Annotated in this window: 15 protein-coding genes; 9 read left to right on the top strand and 6 right to left on the bottom strand. The window is 37.4% G+C overall.

Features of this window, described 5'->3' with window-relative positions; translation table 11 throughout:
* The first annotated feature begins 1 nt into the window (after window position 1).
* The 8 genes from L656_RS0102740 (at window position 2) to L656_RS0102705 (ending at window position 6,044) form a co-directional block, all read left to right on the top strand.
* On the top strand, window positions 2-712 hold the full coding sequence (locus L656_RS0102740; protein ID WP_024598112.1) for an SDR family NAD(P)-dependent oxidoreductase: 711 nt from the start codon (window positions 2-4) through the stop codon (window positions 710-712).
* Complete coding sequence (locus L656_RS0102735; RefSeq protein ID WP_024598111.1) at window positions 709-1,965, top strand: NAD(P)/FAD-dependent oxidoreductase; 1,257 nt, start codon at window positions 709-711, stop codon at window positions 1,963-1,965. Before L656_RS0102740 ends, L656_RS0102735 begins: the two co-directional genes overlap by 4 nt.
* A complete protein-coding gene (locus L656_RS0102730) occupies window positions 1,958-2,695 on the top strand; it encodes a DUF1365 domain-containing protein (protein ID WP_024598110.1) in 738 nt (245 codons plus the stop codon). The genes L656_RS0102735 and L656_RS0102730 overlap by 8 nt, the downstream gene beginning before the upstream one ends.
* Before the next feature lie 37 nt (window positions 2,696-2,732).
* Window positions 2,733-3,995, top strand: a complete 1,263-nt coding sequence (locus L656_RS0102725) for an SAM-dependent methyltransferase (protein WP_024598109.1) — start codon at window positions 2,733-2,735, stop codon at window positions 3,993-3,995.
* The gene (locus L656_RS0102720) at window positions 3,973-4,473 is read left to right on the top strand and encodes a DUF2878 domain-containing protein (RefSeq protein WP_024598108.1); all 501 of its coding nucleotides are present in this window, start codon (window positions 3,973-3,975) and stop codon (window positions 4,471-4,473) included. The genes L656_RS0102725 and L656_RS0102720 overlap by 23 nt, the downstream gene beginning before the upstream one ends.
* Before the next feature lie 55 nt (window positions 4,474-4,528).
* Window positions 4,529-5,017, top strand: a complete 489-nt coding sequence (locus L656_RS0102715) for a chalcone isomerase family protein (RefSeq protein ID WP_024598107.1) — start codon at window positions 4,529-4,531, stop codon at window positions 5,015-5,017.
* A gap of 1 nt (window position 5,018) precedes the next feature.
* On the top strand, window positions 5,019-5,558 hold the full coding sequence (locus L656_RS0102710; RefSeq protein ID WP_024598106.1) for a DUF3833 domain-containing protein: 540 nt from the start codon (window positions 5,019-5,021) through the stop codon (window positions 5,556-5,558).
* Between the two features lie 210 nt (window positions 5,559-5,768).
* Window positions 5,769-6,044, top strand: a complete 276-nt coding sequence (locus L656_RS0102705) for an HU family DNA-binding protein (RefSeq protein WP_002962474.1) — start codon at window positions 5,769-5,771, stop codon at window positions 6,042-6,044.
* A gap of 92 nt (window positions 6,045-6,136) precedes the next feature.
* Here the strand turns inward: L656_RS0102705 and ilvN are convergent, their stop codons facing one another.
* The gene (gene ilvN, locus L656_RS0102700; RefSeq protein WP_007580691.1) at window positions 6,137-6,634 is read right to left on the bottom strand and encodes an acetolactate synthase small subunit; all 498 of its coding nucleotides are present in this window, start codon (window positions 6,632-6,634) and stop codon (window positions 6,137-6,139) included.
* Window positions 6,634-8,358, bottom strand: a complete 1,725-nt coding sequence (locus L656_RS0102695; RefSeq protein WP_024598105.1) for an acetolactate synthase 3 large subunit — start codon at window positions 8,356-8,358, stop codon at window positions 6,634-6,636. Before L656_RS0102695 ends, ilvN begins: the two co-directional genes overlap by 1 nt.
* A 488-nt stretch (window positions 8,359-8,846) precedes the next feature.
* Between L656_RS0102695 and L656_RS0102690 the strand changes: the two genes are divergently transcribed.
* Window positions 8,847-11,843 (top strand): immune inhibitor A domain-containing protein, encoded by a 2,997-nt coding sequence (locus L656_RS0102690; protein ID WP_024598104.1) that lies wholly within the window; start codon window positions 8,847-8,849, stop codon window positions 11,841-11,843.
* Window positions 11,844-11,900: 57 nt separating this feature from the next.
* Here L656_RS0102690 and L656_RS0102685 read toward each other — a convergent pair whose 3' ends face one another.
* From L656_RS0102685 to xni, 4 genes are all read right to left on the bottom strand, one after another.
* The gene (locus L656_RS0102685; RefSeq protein WP_024598103.1) at window positions 11,901-12,908 is read right to left on the bottom strand and encodes an isocitrate dehydrogenase; all 1,008 of its coding nucleotides are present in this window, start codon (window positions 12,906-12,908) and stop codon (window positions 11,901-11,903) included.
* A 206-nt stretch (window positions 12,909-13,114) separates the two neighbouring features.
* Window positions 13,115-14,803, bottom strand: a complete 1,689-nt coding sequence (locus tag L656_RS0102680; protein ID WP_024598102.1) for a hypothetical protein — start codon at window positions 14,801-14,803, stop codon at window positions 13,115-13,117.
* Between the two features lie 11 nt (window positions 14,804-14,814).
* Complete coding sequence (locus tag L656_RS0102675; RefSeq protein ID WP_024598101.1) at window positions 14,815-15,198, bottom strand: DUF3192 domain-containing protein; 384 nt, start codon at window positions 15,196-15,198, stop codon at window positions 14,815-14,817.
* 69 nt (window positions 15,199-15,267) lie between these two features.
* Window positions 15,268-16,041 carry a flap endonuclease Xni gene (gene xni / locus L656_RS0102670; RefSeq protein WP_007580680.1) on the bottom strand — a complete coding sequence of 258 codons (774 nt, stop codon included), beginning with the start codon at window positions 16,039-16,041 and terminating at the stop codon, window positions 15,268-15,270.
* Between the last annotated feature and the right edge of the window lie 4 nt (window positions 16,042-16,045).

Genomic DNA, 16,045 nt, shown 5'->3' with positions numbered 1-16,045 from the left:
TATGATCACATTAATTACGGGTGCTACTTCAGGTATTGGTGAGCAGTTAGCAATTAAATATGCGCAGTTGGGAGACACTGTTATAGCTTGTGGCCGTAATAGTGAAAAGCTCGCTGAGCTTGCTAAATACGACAATATTCAAGCATGTAAATTTGATGCAACTAATCTACATGACATTAAAGAGTCTACTATTGGCTTCCCTCATTTTGACCGTGTTATTTTAAACGCGGGTAACTGTGAATACATAGATGACGCGCGAAATTTTGATAGTGCATTGTTTGAGCGTGTAATTAACGTGAATTTACTATCTATGGGGTATTGCCTTGAAGCGCTACTTCCTAAAATAAATTCAGGCGGCCAGCTTGTTTTAGTTAGCTCAAGTGTTACTTATCTTGCGCTACCTCGTTCAGAAGCTTATGGTGCATCAAAAGCGGGTGTAAGTTATTTAGCAAAAAGCTTAGCTGTTGATTTAGATGATGTTGATGTGACTTTAGTTCATCCAGGCTTTGTGAAAACTCCGCTCACTAATAAAAATGATTTCCCGATGCCTATGGCCGTTACCGCTGAAAAAGCCGCAGACTATATGATTAAGGGAATACATAAGCGCCGAAAAGATGTTCACTTTCCGTACCGTTTTACGCTTATATTAAAAGCATTACGTATTTTACCACTCCCAATTTGGCTTAAAATCGCAAAAGGATTAGCCCGTTGAAAAAAATAGCAATAATAGGAACTGGTGTATCTGGTTTAACATGTGGGCATTTGCTTCATAAACATTACGATGTAACCGTATTTGAAAAAAATGATTATATAGGTGGCCACACTGCAACGGTTGATGTTGATGTGTGCGGCATAAAATACGCAATAGATACTGGCTTTATTGTATTTAATGACCGAACTTACCCATACTTTGAAAAGCTGCTAAAGCGTATTGGTGTAGATAAACAAACAACGCAAATGAGCTTTAGTGTTCATAACGAAGCCACGGGCTTTGAATACAATGGCCATACGTTTACAAGCCTGTTTGCACAGCGCCGTAATATTTTTAGACCTAAGTTTTGGCGATTATTGTACGACATTGTTAGGTTTAACAAACTGTGTAAAGCACTACATGAAAAAGATGATTACCAGTCTGATCAATCATTAAGGCAACTGCTTAGTGACAATCACTTTAATGACTTTTTTAAATACCATTACATACTGCCTATGGGGGCTGCTATTTGGTCTACCAGTATTAAAGAAATGGAAAATGTAGGCGTAGAGTTTTTTGTTAAGTTTTTTTTCAACCATGGTCTGTTAGATATAACAAACAGGCCTCAGTGGTATGTTATACTTGGTGGCTCTCGTCAGTACATTAAACCGCTGATAAGAGGCTTTGCCGATAAAGTTAATCTTAATACAAACATTAAATCTGTTACGCGTCAAAATGATGAAGTAACAATAGAGTTTGCCAGTGGTGAGCAAAGTAAGTTTGATAAAGTAATATTTGCTTGTCATTCAGATCAGGCGCTTGCACTACTTGGTGATGCGACTGAGCAAGAAAAGTCAGTATTGGGTGCAATAGCTTACACTGAGAATTCAGTGGTGCTGCACACCGATACAAACCTTTTACCAGATAGAAAAGCAGCATGGGCAAGTTGGAACTACCTACTTAATAACAACACTGATAAAGCAGCTGTTGTTACTTACCAAATGAATATTTTGCAAGGTATACAATCGGATACACAGTTTTGTGTAACGCTTAATCACCTTGAAGGAATAAGCCAAAGTAAAATTTTGCGCGAGTTTACTTATCATCACCCTGTATTTAACCAAGAGTCAATTGCTGCTCAAAAACTTAAACACAGTATTGATGGACAAAACAATAGTTATTTTTGTGGTGCTTATTGGTACAATGGTTTTCATGAAGATGGCGTACACAGTGGTGTAGATGTAGCCAAGCAACTTGGGGTCGAATTTGACTAGTGCAGTGTATTTAGGCGATGTAAAACATCGCCGTTTTGCTGTTAAAGAACATCGTTTTAGTTATCCATTGTATATGATGTGGGTAGACTTAAATAATCCTCAACAACTAAATGGTGTGCATAAACACATAGGTACGTCAGGATTAAAAGCGTTAAAATTTAATGAAGCTGATTATCTTAAAGGCACCTCACAACTTGCTAAACGACCTCTTATTGAGCGTGCACATGAACAACTTGCCAATTTAGGTATTACCGAAACCTTTTCTCATATTTACATGCTAGGGCAATTTCGTTGTTTTGGTGTGTATTTTAGCCCTGTTAATTTTTATTTTTTTGGCCACAACGATACTCGTTTTAAGTATATGATTGCTGAAGTAAGTAATACACCATGGAACGAACGTCATTATTATTTAGTCTCTTTAGAAAAAAAAGTGAACTTTAAGAAGGTTTTTTCCGTATCACCTTTTATGAATCTGGATATGAACTATCATTGGCATGTCAAACAATCGCCTGATAAAACATTGATACACATTGAAAATAAGCGAAATGAAGAGTTATTATTTGATGCAACACTTCGTTTAAAACGTAAAGAACTCACTAACGAAGAGATTAATAAGTTGTTTAAACGTTTTCCGGCCATGACATGGTCTATTTTCAAAGGTATTTATTATCAGGCACTGAAGTTGTTTATAAAACGAGTGCCTTTTTTAGGTCACTCAGGTAAGCCATAAATCACATAGGTAGTCAGGACAATTAATAGGTATTTTAATGGATAAAGTGTCGAGCTTAAATTGCGAACAAAGCACTAGTTGGTTAACTAATATATATAAAAAATTAGTGACTAAAGCCTTTTCGTCAATTGAAACAGGTCAAGTTGTTTTAATTGAAGGAAATGAGCGTACAGTTTTTGGCGATGTATCGTCTGCGTTAAAAGCCACAGTAACAGTTAACGATAAAGCTATGTATAAAGCGTTTGCATTATCTGGGAGCGTTGGCGCTGGTGAAGCGTATATCTTGGGTCACTGGTCTTGTGACAACTTAACTTCATTTATAGAAATATTTGCTATAAACGAAAAGCAACTCGATGAGTTTGAAAAAAAATTCGCATTTTTTAGTAATATCGCACACCGATTTAATCACATAAAAAATAAAAATTCAGAATCGGGTTCTAAAAAGAACATTGTTGCTCATTACGACTTAGGTAATGATTTGTACGAATCATTTTTAAGTAAAGAAATGCTTTACTCAAGTGCTGTATATCCTACAAAAGAAGCAACACTTGAAGATGCGCAGCAATACAAGCTTAAACGCATTTGTGAGCAAGTTGAGCTTCAAAAAAATGATTCAGTAATTGAAATTGGTACAGGGTGGGGGGCTTTTGCTATATACGCAGCCACACATTACGATTGCCATGTAACAACAACCACCATATCTGATGAGCAACATGATTATGTAGCTAAAAAAATTGTTGAACTTGGTCTTGAGAATAAAATAACATTACTCAAGCTCGATTACAGATTACTAAAAGGTAAATACGACAAACTTGTTTCTATTGAAATGATAGAAGCGGTTGGTCATGACTATTTACCTAGCTTCTTCACTCAGTGTGGTGAGCTCTTAAAAGACGACGGCGCAATGCTTATTCAAGCAATTACTATCGGCGATCAGCGTTATAAGCACTACTTAAAAAACTCTGACTTTATCCAACAGTATATTTTCCCAGGTGGGTGCTTGCCATCACTTAACGAAATGAGTGAGCAAATCAAAAATAATACCGATATGGTTATTCATACTGTTAATGATATTGGCGCTCACTACGCACGAACATTAGCGGATTGGCGTACTCGTTTTATAAAAAGCTGGCCTGATTTGGACCGCTCTAAATTTGATGAACGTTTTTATCGTTTATGGTTATTTTATTTTGCTTATTGTGAAGGTGCATTTAGAGCTAGAGCAACAAGTACAGTGCATTTAATGGCGCGTAAACCACGTTTTATTAGCGATAACGATGATATTGCGCTCAATTACTAATTTTGTTTTGTTTCAAGCAGTGTGGTTTTTATCATTACTGCTTGAAGCTGATTCGCTACTTTTTAGTGGCTTGATTATTGTTTTAATGTTTTTGTTGTCAAAGCAGAAAAAACAAGACTCCTTACTATTAATTAAAGCCCTACCTTTAGCCCTGTTATTAGAATTTATAGCGGTAAAGCTAGGCTTGTTAGAATTTAAAGTATATCCCTTCCCCCTATGGCTCGCTTTTTTATGGGCTGCATTATTACTTTCTTTAAATACCTCTATGGTTTTTTTAAGTAGATTAAAACTTTGGCAGGCCTTTTTGGTATGTATTGCTTTTGCGCCTGCAAGTTATTGGGCAGGTGCTCGTTTTGAAGTAATAAGCCTAGGATTACCTTTATGGCAATTTTGGCTTGTTTACGGAGCGATATGGTCTGCAGTGTTTACCGCTATCCTTTTTATAAACCAAAAAATTAAGTTGTTTATTAATCGCTGAACGCCCACAAATTTTCATTTTGCAACATTACTCACTTATTCAAAGGGAACTTATTTTGAAATTTTTATTAAAGGCAGTTACTTTTTATTTGCTTACAACTTCAATTGTTTTAGCTAACACACAATTTAATAAAGTAGGCGAAGCACGAATGGAGTATTTATTTTGGGATGTATATGACGCTGTGCTATTTACCCCTTCAGGTAATTACAGCGCAGGAACACATCCTGTTAAGTTTAAGCTTACCTATTTACGCGACTTTGAAGCTAAAGAAATAATTAAAGCAACAAATGAGCAGTGGGAACATCTTGGAAAAAAAGAATTAGCTGACAAATATGGCAGTAAATTGTTGTCTATTTGGCCTGATATAAAAAAGGGTGACTCGCTAACGTTAATCACAAATGAGCAAGGTATGAGCACTTTTTATCATAATGATGAAAAAATTGGTGAAATTAATGAGCCTCAATTTTCGAGTGACTTTTTAGCCATTTGGCTTGATAAAAAAACCTCTGAGCCAAAACTACGAAAGCAACTATTAGGGAATTAATATGAACATATTAAACACGTTGAAAGCAGCTGTAATGACCGTCTCGGCTCTACTTTTAATTAGCTGTTCGGCACCAAATGTTGAACATTATAAAAATACATCGCCAAATTTCGACTTTAAAACGTTTTTTAGCGGAAATTTGAAAGCCTATGGTGTTGTACAAGACTTTAAAGGCGAATTGACCCGAAAGCTTGTCGTAGATATGAATGCGACTTGGGACGGTAACCAGGGCGTTATTGAAGAAGACTTTGTTTATGATGATGGTGAAACCCAAAAGCGAATCTGGAAAATAACGTTAAATGAAGACAATAGTTTAACGGGGTCGGCAGCTGATGTTATAGGTACAGCAAAAGGTAAAAGTGATGGCAGTGTATTTCACTGGAATTATGATGTTGAACTTCCATACGATGGCAGTACTTTGGAAGTGAATTTTGACGATTGGATGTACTTGGTTACACAATCGCGCTTGATAAACCGCACGTCTATTGTTAAGTTTGGAGTCGAGGTCGGGGAAGTGACCTTAGTTATCGAAAAAATATAGCTTATTTACCCAGTTGCTTAACTTGCGCCAAAATTGTACTCAAATTAAGTCTTTGTTAACCCAACATGCTGTATTTTACCGAGAATTATTTAAATTTTACTCATTTTTTAAGAATTTAAGCAAAAAATGCAATTTGCTGTTGCTAACTCTTTAAAAATGCATAAAGATAGGTTTTGCGAAGGCAAAATAATAACGAATAGGAATCTAACAATGAATAAAGCTCAATTAGTTGAAAAAATTGCTACTGATGCAGAAATCTCTAAAGCCGCTGCTACTCGTGCTCTTGACGCGTTTACAGGTGCTGTAACTTCTTCTTTAAAAGAAGGTGATTCAGTAGCATTAGTTGGTTTTGGTACTTTCTCAGTAAAAGAACGTGCAGCTCGCACTGGCCGTAACCCACAAACGGGTGCTGAGATCCAAATCGCAGCGGCAACTATCCCAAGCTTTAAAGCAGGTAAAGGTCTTAAAGACCAAGTAAACCCTTAATAGGTTTAACGAATTAAATTAAAAAAAGAGCTATTTAGCTCTTTTTTTTTATGTTTAAAAAGCCGCTATATAACGGCTTTAATAGATGAGTGTTATGCTTTTAGCGCTTTATCGCCTCGCCCAATACCAACAGCACCAGAACGTACAACTTCAATAATATCGGTTTCATGGCGAAGTGTGTCTAAAAACGATTCTATTTTGTCTGTACTGCTCACTAGTTGCAGGCTATAGCTTTGTCGGCCCATATCTAAAATTACACCTTGAAATACATCAACTACGCGAGTAACCGCTGCTCGAGTCGTCTCGTCTTGAGCAAATACTTTAACAAGTAATAGCTCGCGCTCAATGTGGCTCATTTCTGTTAAATCGATAATTTTAAGCACATCTACTAACTTGTTAACTTGCTTTGTGATCTGCTCAACAACTCTGTCGTCACCCATAGTAGTAATAGTAATACGTGACAATGATTGATCATCAGTTGTGCCAACGGTTAGGCTGTCAATGTTGTATGCTCGTTGTGAAAATAGTCCAACAATACGCGACAGTGCACCGGGTTCGTTTTCTAATAGAATAGATAAAATACGACGCATTATGCTTTTACTCCTTTACGTAACCACATCTCATCAATGCCACCTAACTTGATTTGCATTGGGTATACATGTTCTTTCTCATCAACGTTTATGTCTAAAAAGACTAGCCGGTCGTTAATTGACATTGCTTTATCTATAGCAGGCTGCAATTCATCAAGTGTATTTACTTGTATTCCTACATGCCCGTAGCTTTCAACTAACTTAACAAAATCAGGTAGCGAGTCCATGTAAGATGATGAATGACGTCCGCCGTAAACCATATCTTGCCATTGGCGTACCATACCTAAAGAGCGGTTATTAAGTGATACAACTTTTACCGCTAGGTTGTACTGTAAGCAGGTAGATAGCTCTTGAATATTCATTTGAATAGAGCCATCACCCGTAATACATACAGACTCTTTGTCTGGAAAGGCTAGTTTTACACCCATTGCTGCAGGTAAGCCAAAGCCCATAGTGCCTAGGCCGCCTGAATTTATCCACTGACGAGGGTGCTTAAATGGGTAATATTGCGCTGCAAACATTTGGTGCTGACCAACGTCAGAACTTACATAAGCATCGCCATTAGTGGCTTTATAAACAGCTTCAATTACGGCTTGTGGTTTAATTTTGTCGCCATCAGTGTTGTAGCTTAAACATTTTTGTTCACGCCAACTAATAATTTGACGCCACCAATCTTCTTGTGCGCTGCGATCTATTTTAATTGGGCTTTTATCAATTCCAGCTTGTAGTTGTTCTAGTACTGTTGCTAAGCAACCTACAACCGGTATGTGCGCTTTGATTGTTTTTGAAATTGAAGTTGGATCTACATCTACATGTACAATTGTGGCATTAGGACAAAACTTTTTAACGTTATTTGTTACACGATCATCAAAACGTGCACCAAGCGCTAATATCACATCAGCATTGGCCATTGCTTTGTTAGCCTCAAGTGTGCCGTGCATGCCAAGCATACCTACAAAGTTTGGATGTACACCTGATATACCGCCAAGCCCCATTAGTGTATTTGTAATGGGTGCATTTAACGATTCAACTAAATGCGTTAATTGCTCTGACGTATTTGAAATAACAATACCACCGCCAGAATAGATAACCAGTTTTTTGGCCTCTAAAATAGTCGTTACCGCTTTACGAATTTGTTTTGAGTGCCCTTTAGTATTAGGGCTGTATGTTCTTAGCTCTGTTGTTTTAGGAAATTCGTATTCAAACTTAATGGCAGGGTTAAGCATATCTTTAGGAAGCTCAACTACAACAGGCCCCGGGCGGCCTGTGCTGGCTATGTAAAAGGCTTTAGCTAAGATTGTTGGGATTTCTTTAGCACTTCGACAGTTAAAGCTGTGTTTTACTACCGGGCGAGAACAGCCAACAATATCAGTTTCTTGGAATGCATCATCACCAATTAAATTTGTAGGCACTTGGCCTGATAATACAACCATAGGAATTGAATCCATGTATGCTGTTGCAATACCCGTTATACAATTTGTAGCGCCTGGGCCTGAGGTTGCAAGTACAACACCAACGTCTCCTGTAGCACGGGCATAACCATCAGCCATATGCGTTGCAGCTTGTTCATGACGAACTAGTATATGCTCAATATCATCTTGCTGGAAAAGTGCATCATATAGGTCTAAAACCGAACCACCGGGGTAGCCAAATATGTATTTTACCTTTAACTCTTTTAATGCCTGAACTACTAGTTCAGAGCCATTATATTCTTGTTTGCTCATCCTCATTCCTCTGTGCGCTTTTTTATGCATAAAAAAACCCCCGCGTAGTGCGAGGGTTTTTAAAAAGCAGTATCACCTTTTAATACATCCCCGCTGGGCTTATAACTAAGACCAGTACGAGTACGACTAAAAGGTTAATATGTGTGTTCATAGTTTTTACCCTATTAGCAAAACACTGCTTTTAAATTAAAAATTCTGTATGGGTTTATTTTTAAGGGTTTTGAGCCTTCATGTCAACCTTGAAAGTGCTTATTTGCATTTTAAATTCGTTTTTCGTCTTTTATTAATTTAAAACTGCAAAAATATTAACGTTAAGTGAGTTACCTAGCAGAAATTATGCATTTATTGGCTGTACTATAAAATTAGAATATAAAAGTATTTATGAACCCATAATTATCAGAACATATGTTAACTATATGTTTTTATCGCATGTTTAAATTTTTATTATTAGGTATGATTACTACATAATTCTGTTTGAGGAAAACACAGTGAAAAAAGTGACGTTAATTGCGCTTTTATCTACGCTATTAAGCCCTATCGTAGCGGCTAATAGTTTAAGCCCACACGATGTTGGTATAACTAACGAAGAACGTATTTTATATTGGCTTAAAAAAAGAGACCAAGTACCTTCAAGTGAGTTAGATAGTTCATTTAAGTCGTATATGAGTAATATTGAGGTTGCCAATCACTCAATTAAAAATGGCTTTAGGCAATTTAAATCCTCCTCTACTGATTTTTCAAACACAAATAAACAACAAGCCGCTTTTTCAACGTCGCTAGTGCCAGATCAAAGCATTAATGATGTAAAAGTGTTAGCTATCTTAATTGATTTTCCTGATCTCAAACATGACGATAATCAGCTTGTAGATCAAGATACAGAGATGTTTTACGTTGAATATTCAACTGAGCACTATCAGCAAATGCTTTTTAATACCCAAGGTTATGCGGGTCCTGATGGGCAAAGCTTATCAACAGCTGCTGATTATTATAAAGCAGCGTCTGGTAATAGTTTAAACTTTACCGGGCAAGTATATGGTTGGGTAAGCGCTGATAATAACGCAAAAGTATATGGTGAACGCCAAGGTACAACACGAGATAAAAATGCGCCCGCTTTAGTCAAAGAGGCTGTGGAGAAGGCAGTTGCAAAGTTTAATATTAATTTAGCCGATTATGATTTAACTGATTTAGATGATATTGATGGCGATGGAATCCTTAACGAGCCTAATGGCATTATTGACCATGTAATGATTTTTCATTCAAGTATTGGCGAAGAAGCAGGTGGTGGCTACCTAAGCACCGATGCTATTTGGTCCCATCGTTATTATGTATTTGACGAAAATAGCGGGCCGAGCGAGATTGCAGGCAGCAGTATTAAGCTCTTTGGTTACACAATTAATCCAATTGATGCTGGTATTGGCGTGGTGGTACATGAGTTTGGGCATGACTTGGGATTATTGGATGAATACGACTTACAATCTAACACGGTAGGTGAGCCCGTCGCGTCTTGGTCAGTTATGTCTACAGGAAGTTGGGCAGGTTCGCCAAGAGGTTCAGAGCCCGTTATGTTTAGCCCTTACGCACTTGAGTATTTACAAAATCGATACCAGGGAAATTGGGTTAATCAGCTAACGCTTGATATGGATGAGATAGACGCTAACTCACAGCAGACATTAATTAATACTGCGAGCACTTCACAGCTACAAAACCAAATAAAAGTAACACTGCCTCCAAGGCTTGAAAAATTTAAAACGCCAGTAGAAGGTGATTTTCAATACTATTCAAATACGGGTGACAATGTTAGCAACAGCTTAGTTAATACCATAGCGCTGCCAAGCACAACTGAGGCACTTACTTTAAGCTTTATTGCTTATTACAGTATTGAGCGCGATTACGATTTAGTACAAGTAAAAGTAAATGGGGAGCCTATTGCTAGTAATTATACACAAGCAGTTAACCCATATTATGGCAATATTGGTCCGTATATTTCAGGTGATTCATTTTTAAATAGCGATGCTAAGCAACCCAATGGATATTTAACTCATAAGTTTGATTTATCAGCTTATGCTGGGCAAATAATAGATTTGAAAATTGAATATATTACAGATGCGAACACACATTATTATGGTTTTGTTGTTGATGATATGCGTATTGAGCAAAGTGATACCTTAATTTGGCACAATAATGCACAAGATCAAATTAACACTGAATTTAATGGCTTTGCAAAAGTTGGTAGTTATACGTACGCATCGCCATCACATTACTATTTACAATTGCGTTCGTACACAGGTGTTGACAGCAGTTTGCAAGCAGAGCAGTACTCACCAGGATTATTGTTGTGGTATAGCGATGAATCTCAAGCAGATAACAACACGACAGAGCATCCGGGCAGTGGTTTTGCATTAGTGGTAGATGCCGATCAGCGTTCAATAAATAAAGGCAGCACGCAAACTTCCGCTGCTTCAGCAATTCAAATACGTGATGCTGCTTTTAGCCTATATCAACAAAGGGCAGGGTTAGGTGATGATGATTTATCAGCTATCACAGAGTTTACTGATAAAACCGACTATAGTTTTTCAGCGCAACAGCCATCAGGCGTTATGCTTCCACAGGTTGGTTTTGGGTTTAATATTATAAACCAGTCATCTGACAGTGAAGACATAGAAGTACAGCTTAATTACGATGTTATTAAGGGTATTAATTTTACCAAAACAGGTTTAATCGTTGATTTTAATATAGAAGGTTTAGCCCTAACACCTGCGGATAAATTTGCGTGGACTTTTGACGATGGCAGCTCAAGCACAGAGTTAAATCCAACGCATACATACCAAAACTATGGCACCTACGATGTTGAGTTTACTGCTAGCAGTGGTACTTCACAGCAAGTAACTGTAGTTGAAGTTACACTAGTTAAACCATTATCTGTAAATGAAATTGAATATGAAGTAAACCAAGGAATATTAATAGCTCAAGCTTCGTTTACAGGTGGAGTAGCACCGTATACTTATAATTGGCAGCTAGGGGATGGAAGTACTTTAACGACGCAATCGATCACCCATAATTATTTATACTCTGGTGATTACCAAGTAACGCTTACAGTGACAGATAACGAAGGCACGGAGCAAACTAAAGCGGTTGATGTAACTGCAGTTGTTCCGCTTAGCATAGATGCAAACGTTACAGTAAATGATTTAAGCGCTCAATTTAATGCGCAAGTGACCGGTGGCTTTAATAGTTATACTTACAGTTGGGATTTTGGTGATGGCAGTGCGGTGTCAAATTTACAAAACCCAATACATACTTATCAAGCTGACGGGGCATTTAATGTAACGTTGAGTGTTACTGATACTCAAACAAATGATACTTTTACTAAAGAGCTATCCCTTACAGTGCAAAAGCAGCAAAGTAGTTCTGGTTCAAGTGGCGGATCATTGGCAGGTTTATTAGTGTTATTACTTTTATGCTTACCTAGGATAAAACGCAGCTAGCAAACACAAAAAAGCCCGCTAAATTAGCGGGCTTTTGAAATTAATAACAAATATTAATTATAAACGGTCAATTACTGATTGAGTGAAATCAGTTGTACCGTGGCTGCCGCCTAAATCGCGAGTTGTACGGTCGCCAGATTTTATTACATCAGCAACAGCACTACGAATACGCTCTGCTGTGTCGCCCATATCTAAATGCTCAAGCATTTGGATAGATGCTAAAATTACAGACGTTGGGTTAGCTAGGTTTTTGCCAGCAATATCTGGAGCACTACCGTGTACAGCTTCAAAAATTGCTGCGTCTTCACCAATGTTAGCACCTGGAGCCATACCTAAACCGCCAACTAAACCAGCACAAAGGTCAGATAAAATATCACCAAATAAGTTAGTCGTTACAATTACGTCAAACTCTTCAGGTGTCATTACCAGTTTCATACACGTTGCATCAACAATCATTTCGTTTGATTCAATTTGTGGGTAACGTTCAGCTACTTCACGCGCAACTTTTAAAAACAAACCAGATGTTGATTTTAAAATGTTAGCTTTATGAACAGCTGTTACTTTTTTGCGGCCTTCACGTACCGCTAGCTCGTATGCAAAAGTTACTATTTTTTCTGCGCCTTCACGCGTAATTATTGATTTTGCTTCTGCTTCATTACCGTCTTCACTTACTATTTGGCCTGCACCTGAGTACATACCTTGCGTGTTTTCACGAATAGTAATGATATCAATATCGTCGTAACGAGCTTTAGTACCAACAAATGATTTAACAGGACGTACGTTAGCGTATAAACCAAATTGCTTACGAAGTGTTACGTTAATAGACGTAAAACCTTCACCTACAGGCGTTGTTAATGGGCCTTTAAGAGTGATTTTGTTTTTAGCTATTGTATCAACCGTGTCTTGTGGAAGTAATTCACCTGTTTTTTCAAGTGCAGCTAGGCCAGCATCAACAAATTCATAATCAAAGTCGCAACCTGCGGCTTTTAATATTTCAAGTGCTGAGTCGATAATGCTCGGACCGATGCCGTCGCCTTTGATCACTGTGATGGTTTGTTTGGCCATTGACTTTTCCTTTAAAGAGTTTGATTTGCACATAAATTATTACCCTGAGAGAGTAATAGCTTGTTAGGTCATTTATGTGAACGTGCTTGAAAATTTAAGGGCGCATTTATACCAAGTTATCGCCCATTTTGCTAGTTTATACAGGAAATACCGGGTATACACCAAAGTTATAATGGGTATAAGAACGTTAAATAGTCCTCTATAAATTAAATACTATTAAATAGCGCAAGCGATTCTAATTTTTGATTGAAATCAGTTAGATTTTGCCACTTTAGTATTTTCAGTTGTTCGTTTAATGTTTGCAGTTGCCACGCTGTAAGCGCAAGTTCCGGTTTAAAAACACTCTGCGCAACAATTTTAAGCGTGATCCAGAGTTTATGAGAGTCAGTTAAATGTTTTTTAGGTGTTTGCTCTGCTTCTAAAAGTGCCGTTGTCCATGGGTTGTCACTTAATAAGTGGGTAAGTTGTTGCGTTAGTTGCTCGTTATTAATTGAATCCACTCCAAAAAATGAGCTAATAGGAGCACTCAATGTTTTATTTGGTGTCTCGTCAATCAGCGTTTTACGAGAAAGCTGTGTACTGCATTGCGTTAATAAAAAATGAGCATAAGCATATAAAGGTAATGTAATGTGTTCAAATTGGTCGTGTTTATTTTTACTGACTAATAAGGCCATTATTTTCACTAAACAATTTAATCTGTTAGTAACGTATGCTTGCAGAGGGTGTGGGGTAACATTAACTAATTGCTCAAAAACAACTCTTTGAATTATCGCAGGCGCATTATAATAACCGACCATCGATAAGCTATGCTTTAAGTCTTTAGCGGCCTGATGCTCCTTATTGTAAGGTTTTACTGCCTCACATAAATTCGCGACTACCTGAGGGTGAACCGCCATTAGTTGGCTTAACCCTTTATAGCTATATTCGTGCTGCAACTTAATATTACTTATTAGTTCAAGTAAAGACTGTGCTTTATCAACGTCAACTGCACTTTTCGACTTTACATGTTCACTGTTGAACACTTTAAAGTTAATAGTTTTATCAGCGCAATGCCATTGTTTTGGGTTGTCGTTAAGAGTTGCTTTAACGCTAAACCAAGCTAATTTATTTGGATTAGCGGTACTAATTAAAATATGTTTTTGCTGCGCATCAGTCGCTAAATAAATCATGGTTTGCTCGGCATAAAAAACGCGGCTTCCCGGTAACAGTGGCCCCAAATGAGCTATAAGTGATTTGATTAGCTGCAGTGCAAATAAGTTGGGAGTGCGAATGTACAAATCAGCAAGTGCTTTAAATAAACTCATATGTTTATTAGCCGTATTGCTAGTGATGTTCATGCTAATAATATTTGCTAAAGCAATCAGTGTTATGCCCCCATCGTAAAGCATAATTTTAGGGGCACTTACTAATGCTTGTTTATATTTACTTAATTTAGCTAACAATTGCGTAACGGGTTTGGCAGAATCGCCACCGGATAGTATAACTTTTGCTGCTAGTTGATGACGCACTTGCCATGTTTTTTTATCGGAGTCTTGAAAAGGTGTTTGCTCACAGAGCTTGTTTAATTGCGCTCCTACACATAAATGCTCAATAAGTGAAGCTGCTATGTATAGCTCGCTTAGGGCATTGTTATAGTGTTGAGATTTACAAAGTGCAGCGGTTATTACACTCTGACTAACAACTAAGTTGGTTGCATAAGAATAATTAGGATTATAAAGTGTTAAACGTGCTTGTAATGCGAATGGCTGTTCGCTATAGAGCACTCTATATTGCTCAGCTAACTTACTTGCCATGGGGTATAAGGCTGTCCACTTTTGTTTATTGTTATAATAGCTTAAAAACAGCTGCGTATTATTAAGCAGCTGCTCTAAAGTAGTTGAAACAGCTTCATCCATTAAACCTTCACCTAATTTTGTTCTTGATATTTATTATATGCACTAGGACCCCATAAAAATAGCTGCCCATTTTTAAATAATAACCCAGTACATTCATCCATAGTGGTTATACCGTCAGATGTTTTATGCTGTGTACGATAAAAAACTATCTGAAATACCTGTTCACCATCGCGTTTGGCATAAGTAAGGTCAGGGCTGCCTAAATAATCAAGCACAGTATTTAGTGTTGTTGGCTGCTCAAGTGATAGTTTTTCGATATAACGTTTATTAAAAGCTTCTCGGTCTTGCCAGATCATAGCCTGAGGATCGTCTTTATAAAAGGTGATCACCAACGTTGCTATCAGTGCATATAGCCCTAAACCTAAGATTAAATATCGGATAAATTTTTTCAATATGATTTACTCTGACTCCGGTAACTAATAATAGTATATGTTTTGTAATGTTCAGAGGCTATTAACTTGCGACTAATTAAGTCTTAACTGCTTTAAACTAAAGCCTAAATTTATATCGGTGCGTAAACTAACCAGGTGCTTTGAGATTACGTACATATCCATATTAGCGGCTAACTTTGCTTTAATACTTGGGCTTAGAGACTCATCTTCGGCCGCATGCTCAATTGAATTATAGTTATTAACTATTTGCTGCGCAGACTTGGTACCTATTCCTTTTACTCCAGGAATATCATTTGTTTTATCACCAGCTAAAGCCCAAAAATCAACGAGCTTATTTTGCTCAACACCAAAACGCTCTTTTATACTAGTCTCATCTAAATAGAGTTTTTTAAAGTAATCATAAACTGTAATGTAGGGGCCTAAATAGGGTAAAAAGCCTTTATCAGTAGAAACAACAGTATTAGCTATTTGATTATTTGATGCTTTAAACGCAAGCGTTGCAATAATGTCATCGGCTTCATCGTTAATAGGCTCAAATACAACAATACCAGTTTCTTCTATTGCGGTTTTAAAGTGCTCTAAGGCATCTTTTAGTACTTGAGGCATTGGCGCACGTGAGTGTTTGTAGTCTTTATAAAAATGATAACGCCAGCTTTTGTCACCATCAAATACTGCAATCGCATGGGTTGCATTACTTGTATCTAAAAGCTTTTTACACGCATGAGCTACACGTGCACAGCACGTTTGTATCATTTGCTCATCGCTGTGATGTTTTTGATTTGCGTCAACGGCGTAAATGCGCCTAATTAAATTAAGCGCATCAATAAGAAGTAAATGGGGTTTCAAACTA

Source organism: Pseudoalteromonas sp. TAE56 (genome assembly GCF_000497955.1).
In the GTDB taxonomy this organism is placed as follows: domain Bacteria; phylum Pseudomonadota; class Gammaproteobacteria; order Enterobacterales; family Alteromonadaceae; genus Pseudoalteromonas.
The sequence above is the reverse complement of the archived record's forward strand: the minus strand, read 5'-3'. Positions and strand labels throughout refer to the sequence as shown.

Excerpts from the sequence above, each read along its gene's own strand:
- L656_RS0102680 (WP_024598102.1), bottom strand. The coding sequence starts at position 14,803 with ATGGATGAAGCTGTTTCAACTACTTTAGAGCAGCTGCTTAATAATACG.
- L656_RS0102720 (WP_024598108.1), top strand. The coding sequence starts at position 3,973 with ATGATATTGCGCTCAATTACTAATTTTGTTTTGTTTCAAGCAGTGTGG.
- L656_RS0102685 (WP_024598103.1), bottom strand. The coding sequence starts at position 12,908 with ATGGCCAAACAAACCATCACAGTGATCAAAGGCGACGGCATCGGTCCG.
- L656_RS0102695 (WP_024598105.1), bottom strand. The coding sequence starts at position 8,358 with ATGAGCAAACAAGAATATAATGGCTCTGAACTAGTAGTTCAGGCATTA.
- L656_RS0102725 (WP_024598109.1), top strand. The coding sequence starts at position 2,733 with ATGGATAAAGTGTCGAGCTTAAATTGCGAACAAAGCACTAGTTGGTTA.
- L656_RS0102705 (WP_002962474.1), top strand. The coding sequence starts at position 5,769 with ATGAATAAAGCTCAATTAGTTGAAAAAATTGCTACTGATGCAGAAATC.
- ilvN (WP_007580691.1), bottom strand. The coding sequence starts at position 6,634 with ATGCGTCGTATTTTATCTATTCTATTAGAAAACGAACCCGGTGCACTG.
- L656_RS0102710 (WP_024598106.1), top strand. The coding sequence starts at position 5,019 with ATGAACATATTAAACACGTTGAAAGCAGCTGTAATGACCGTCTCGGCT.
- L656_RS0102740 (WP_024598112.1), top strand. The coding sequence starts at position 2 with ATGATCACATTAATTACGGGTGCTACTTCAGGTATTGGTGAGCAGTTA.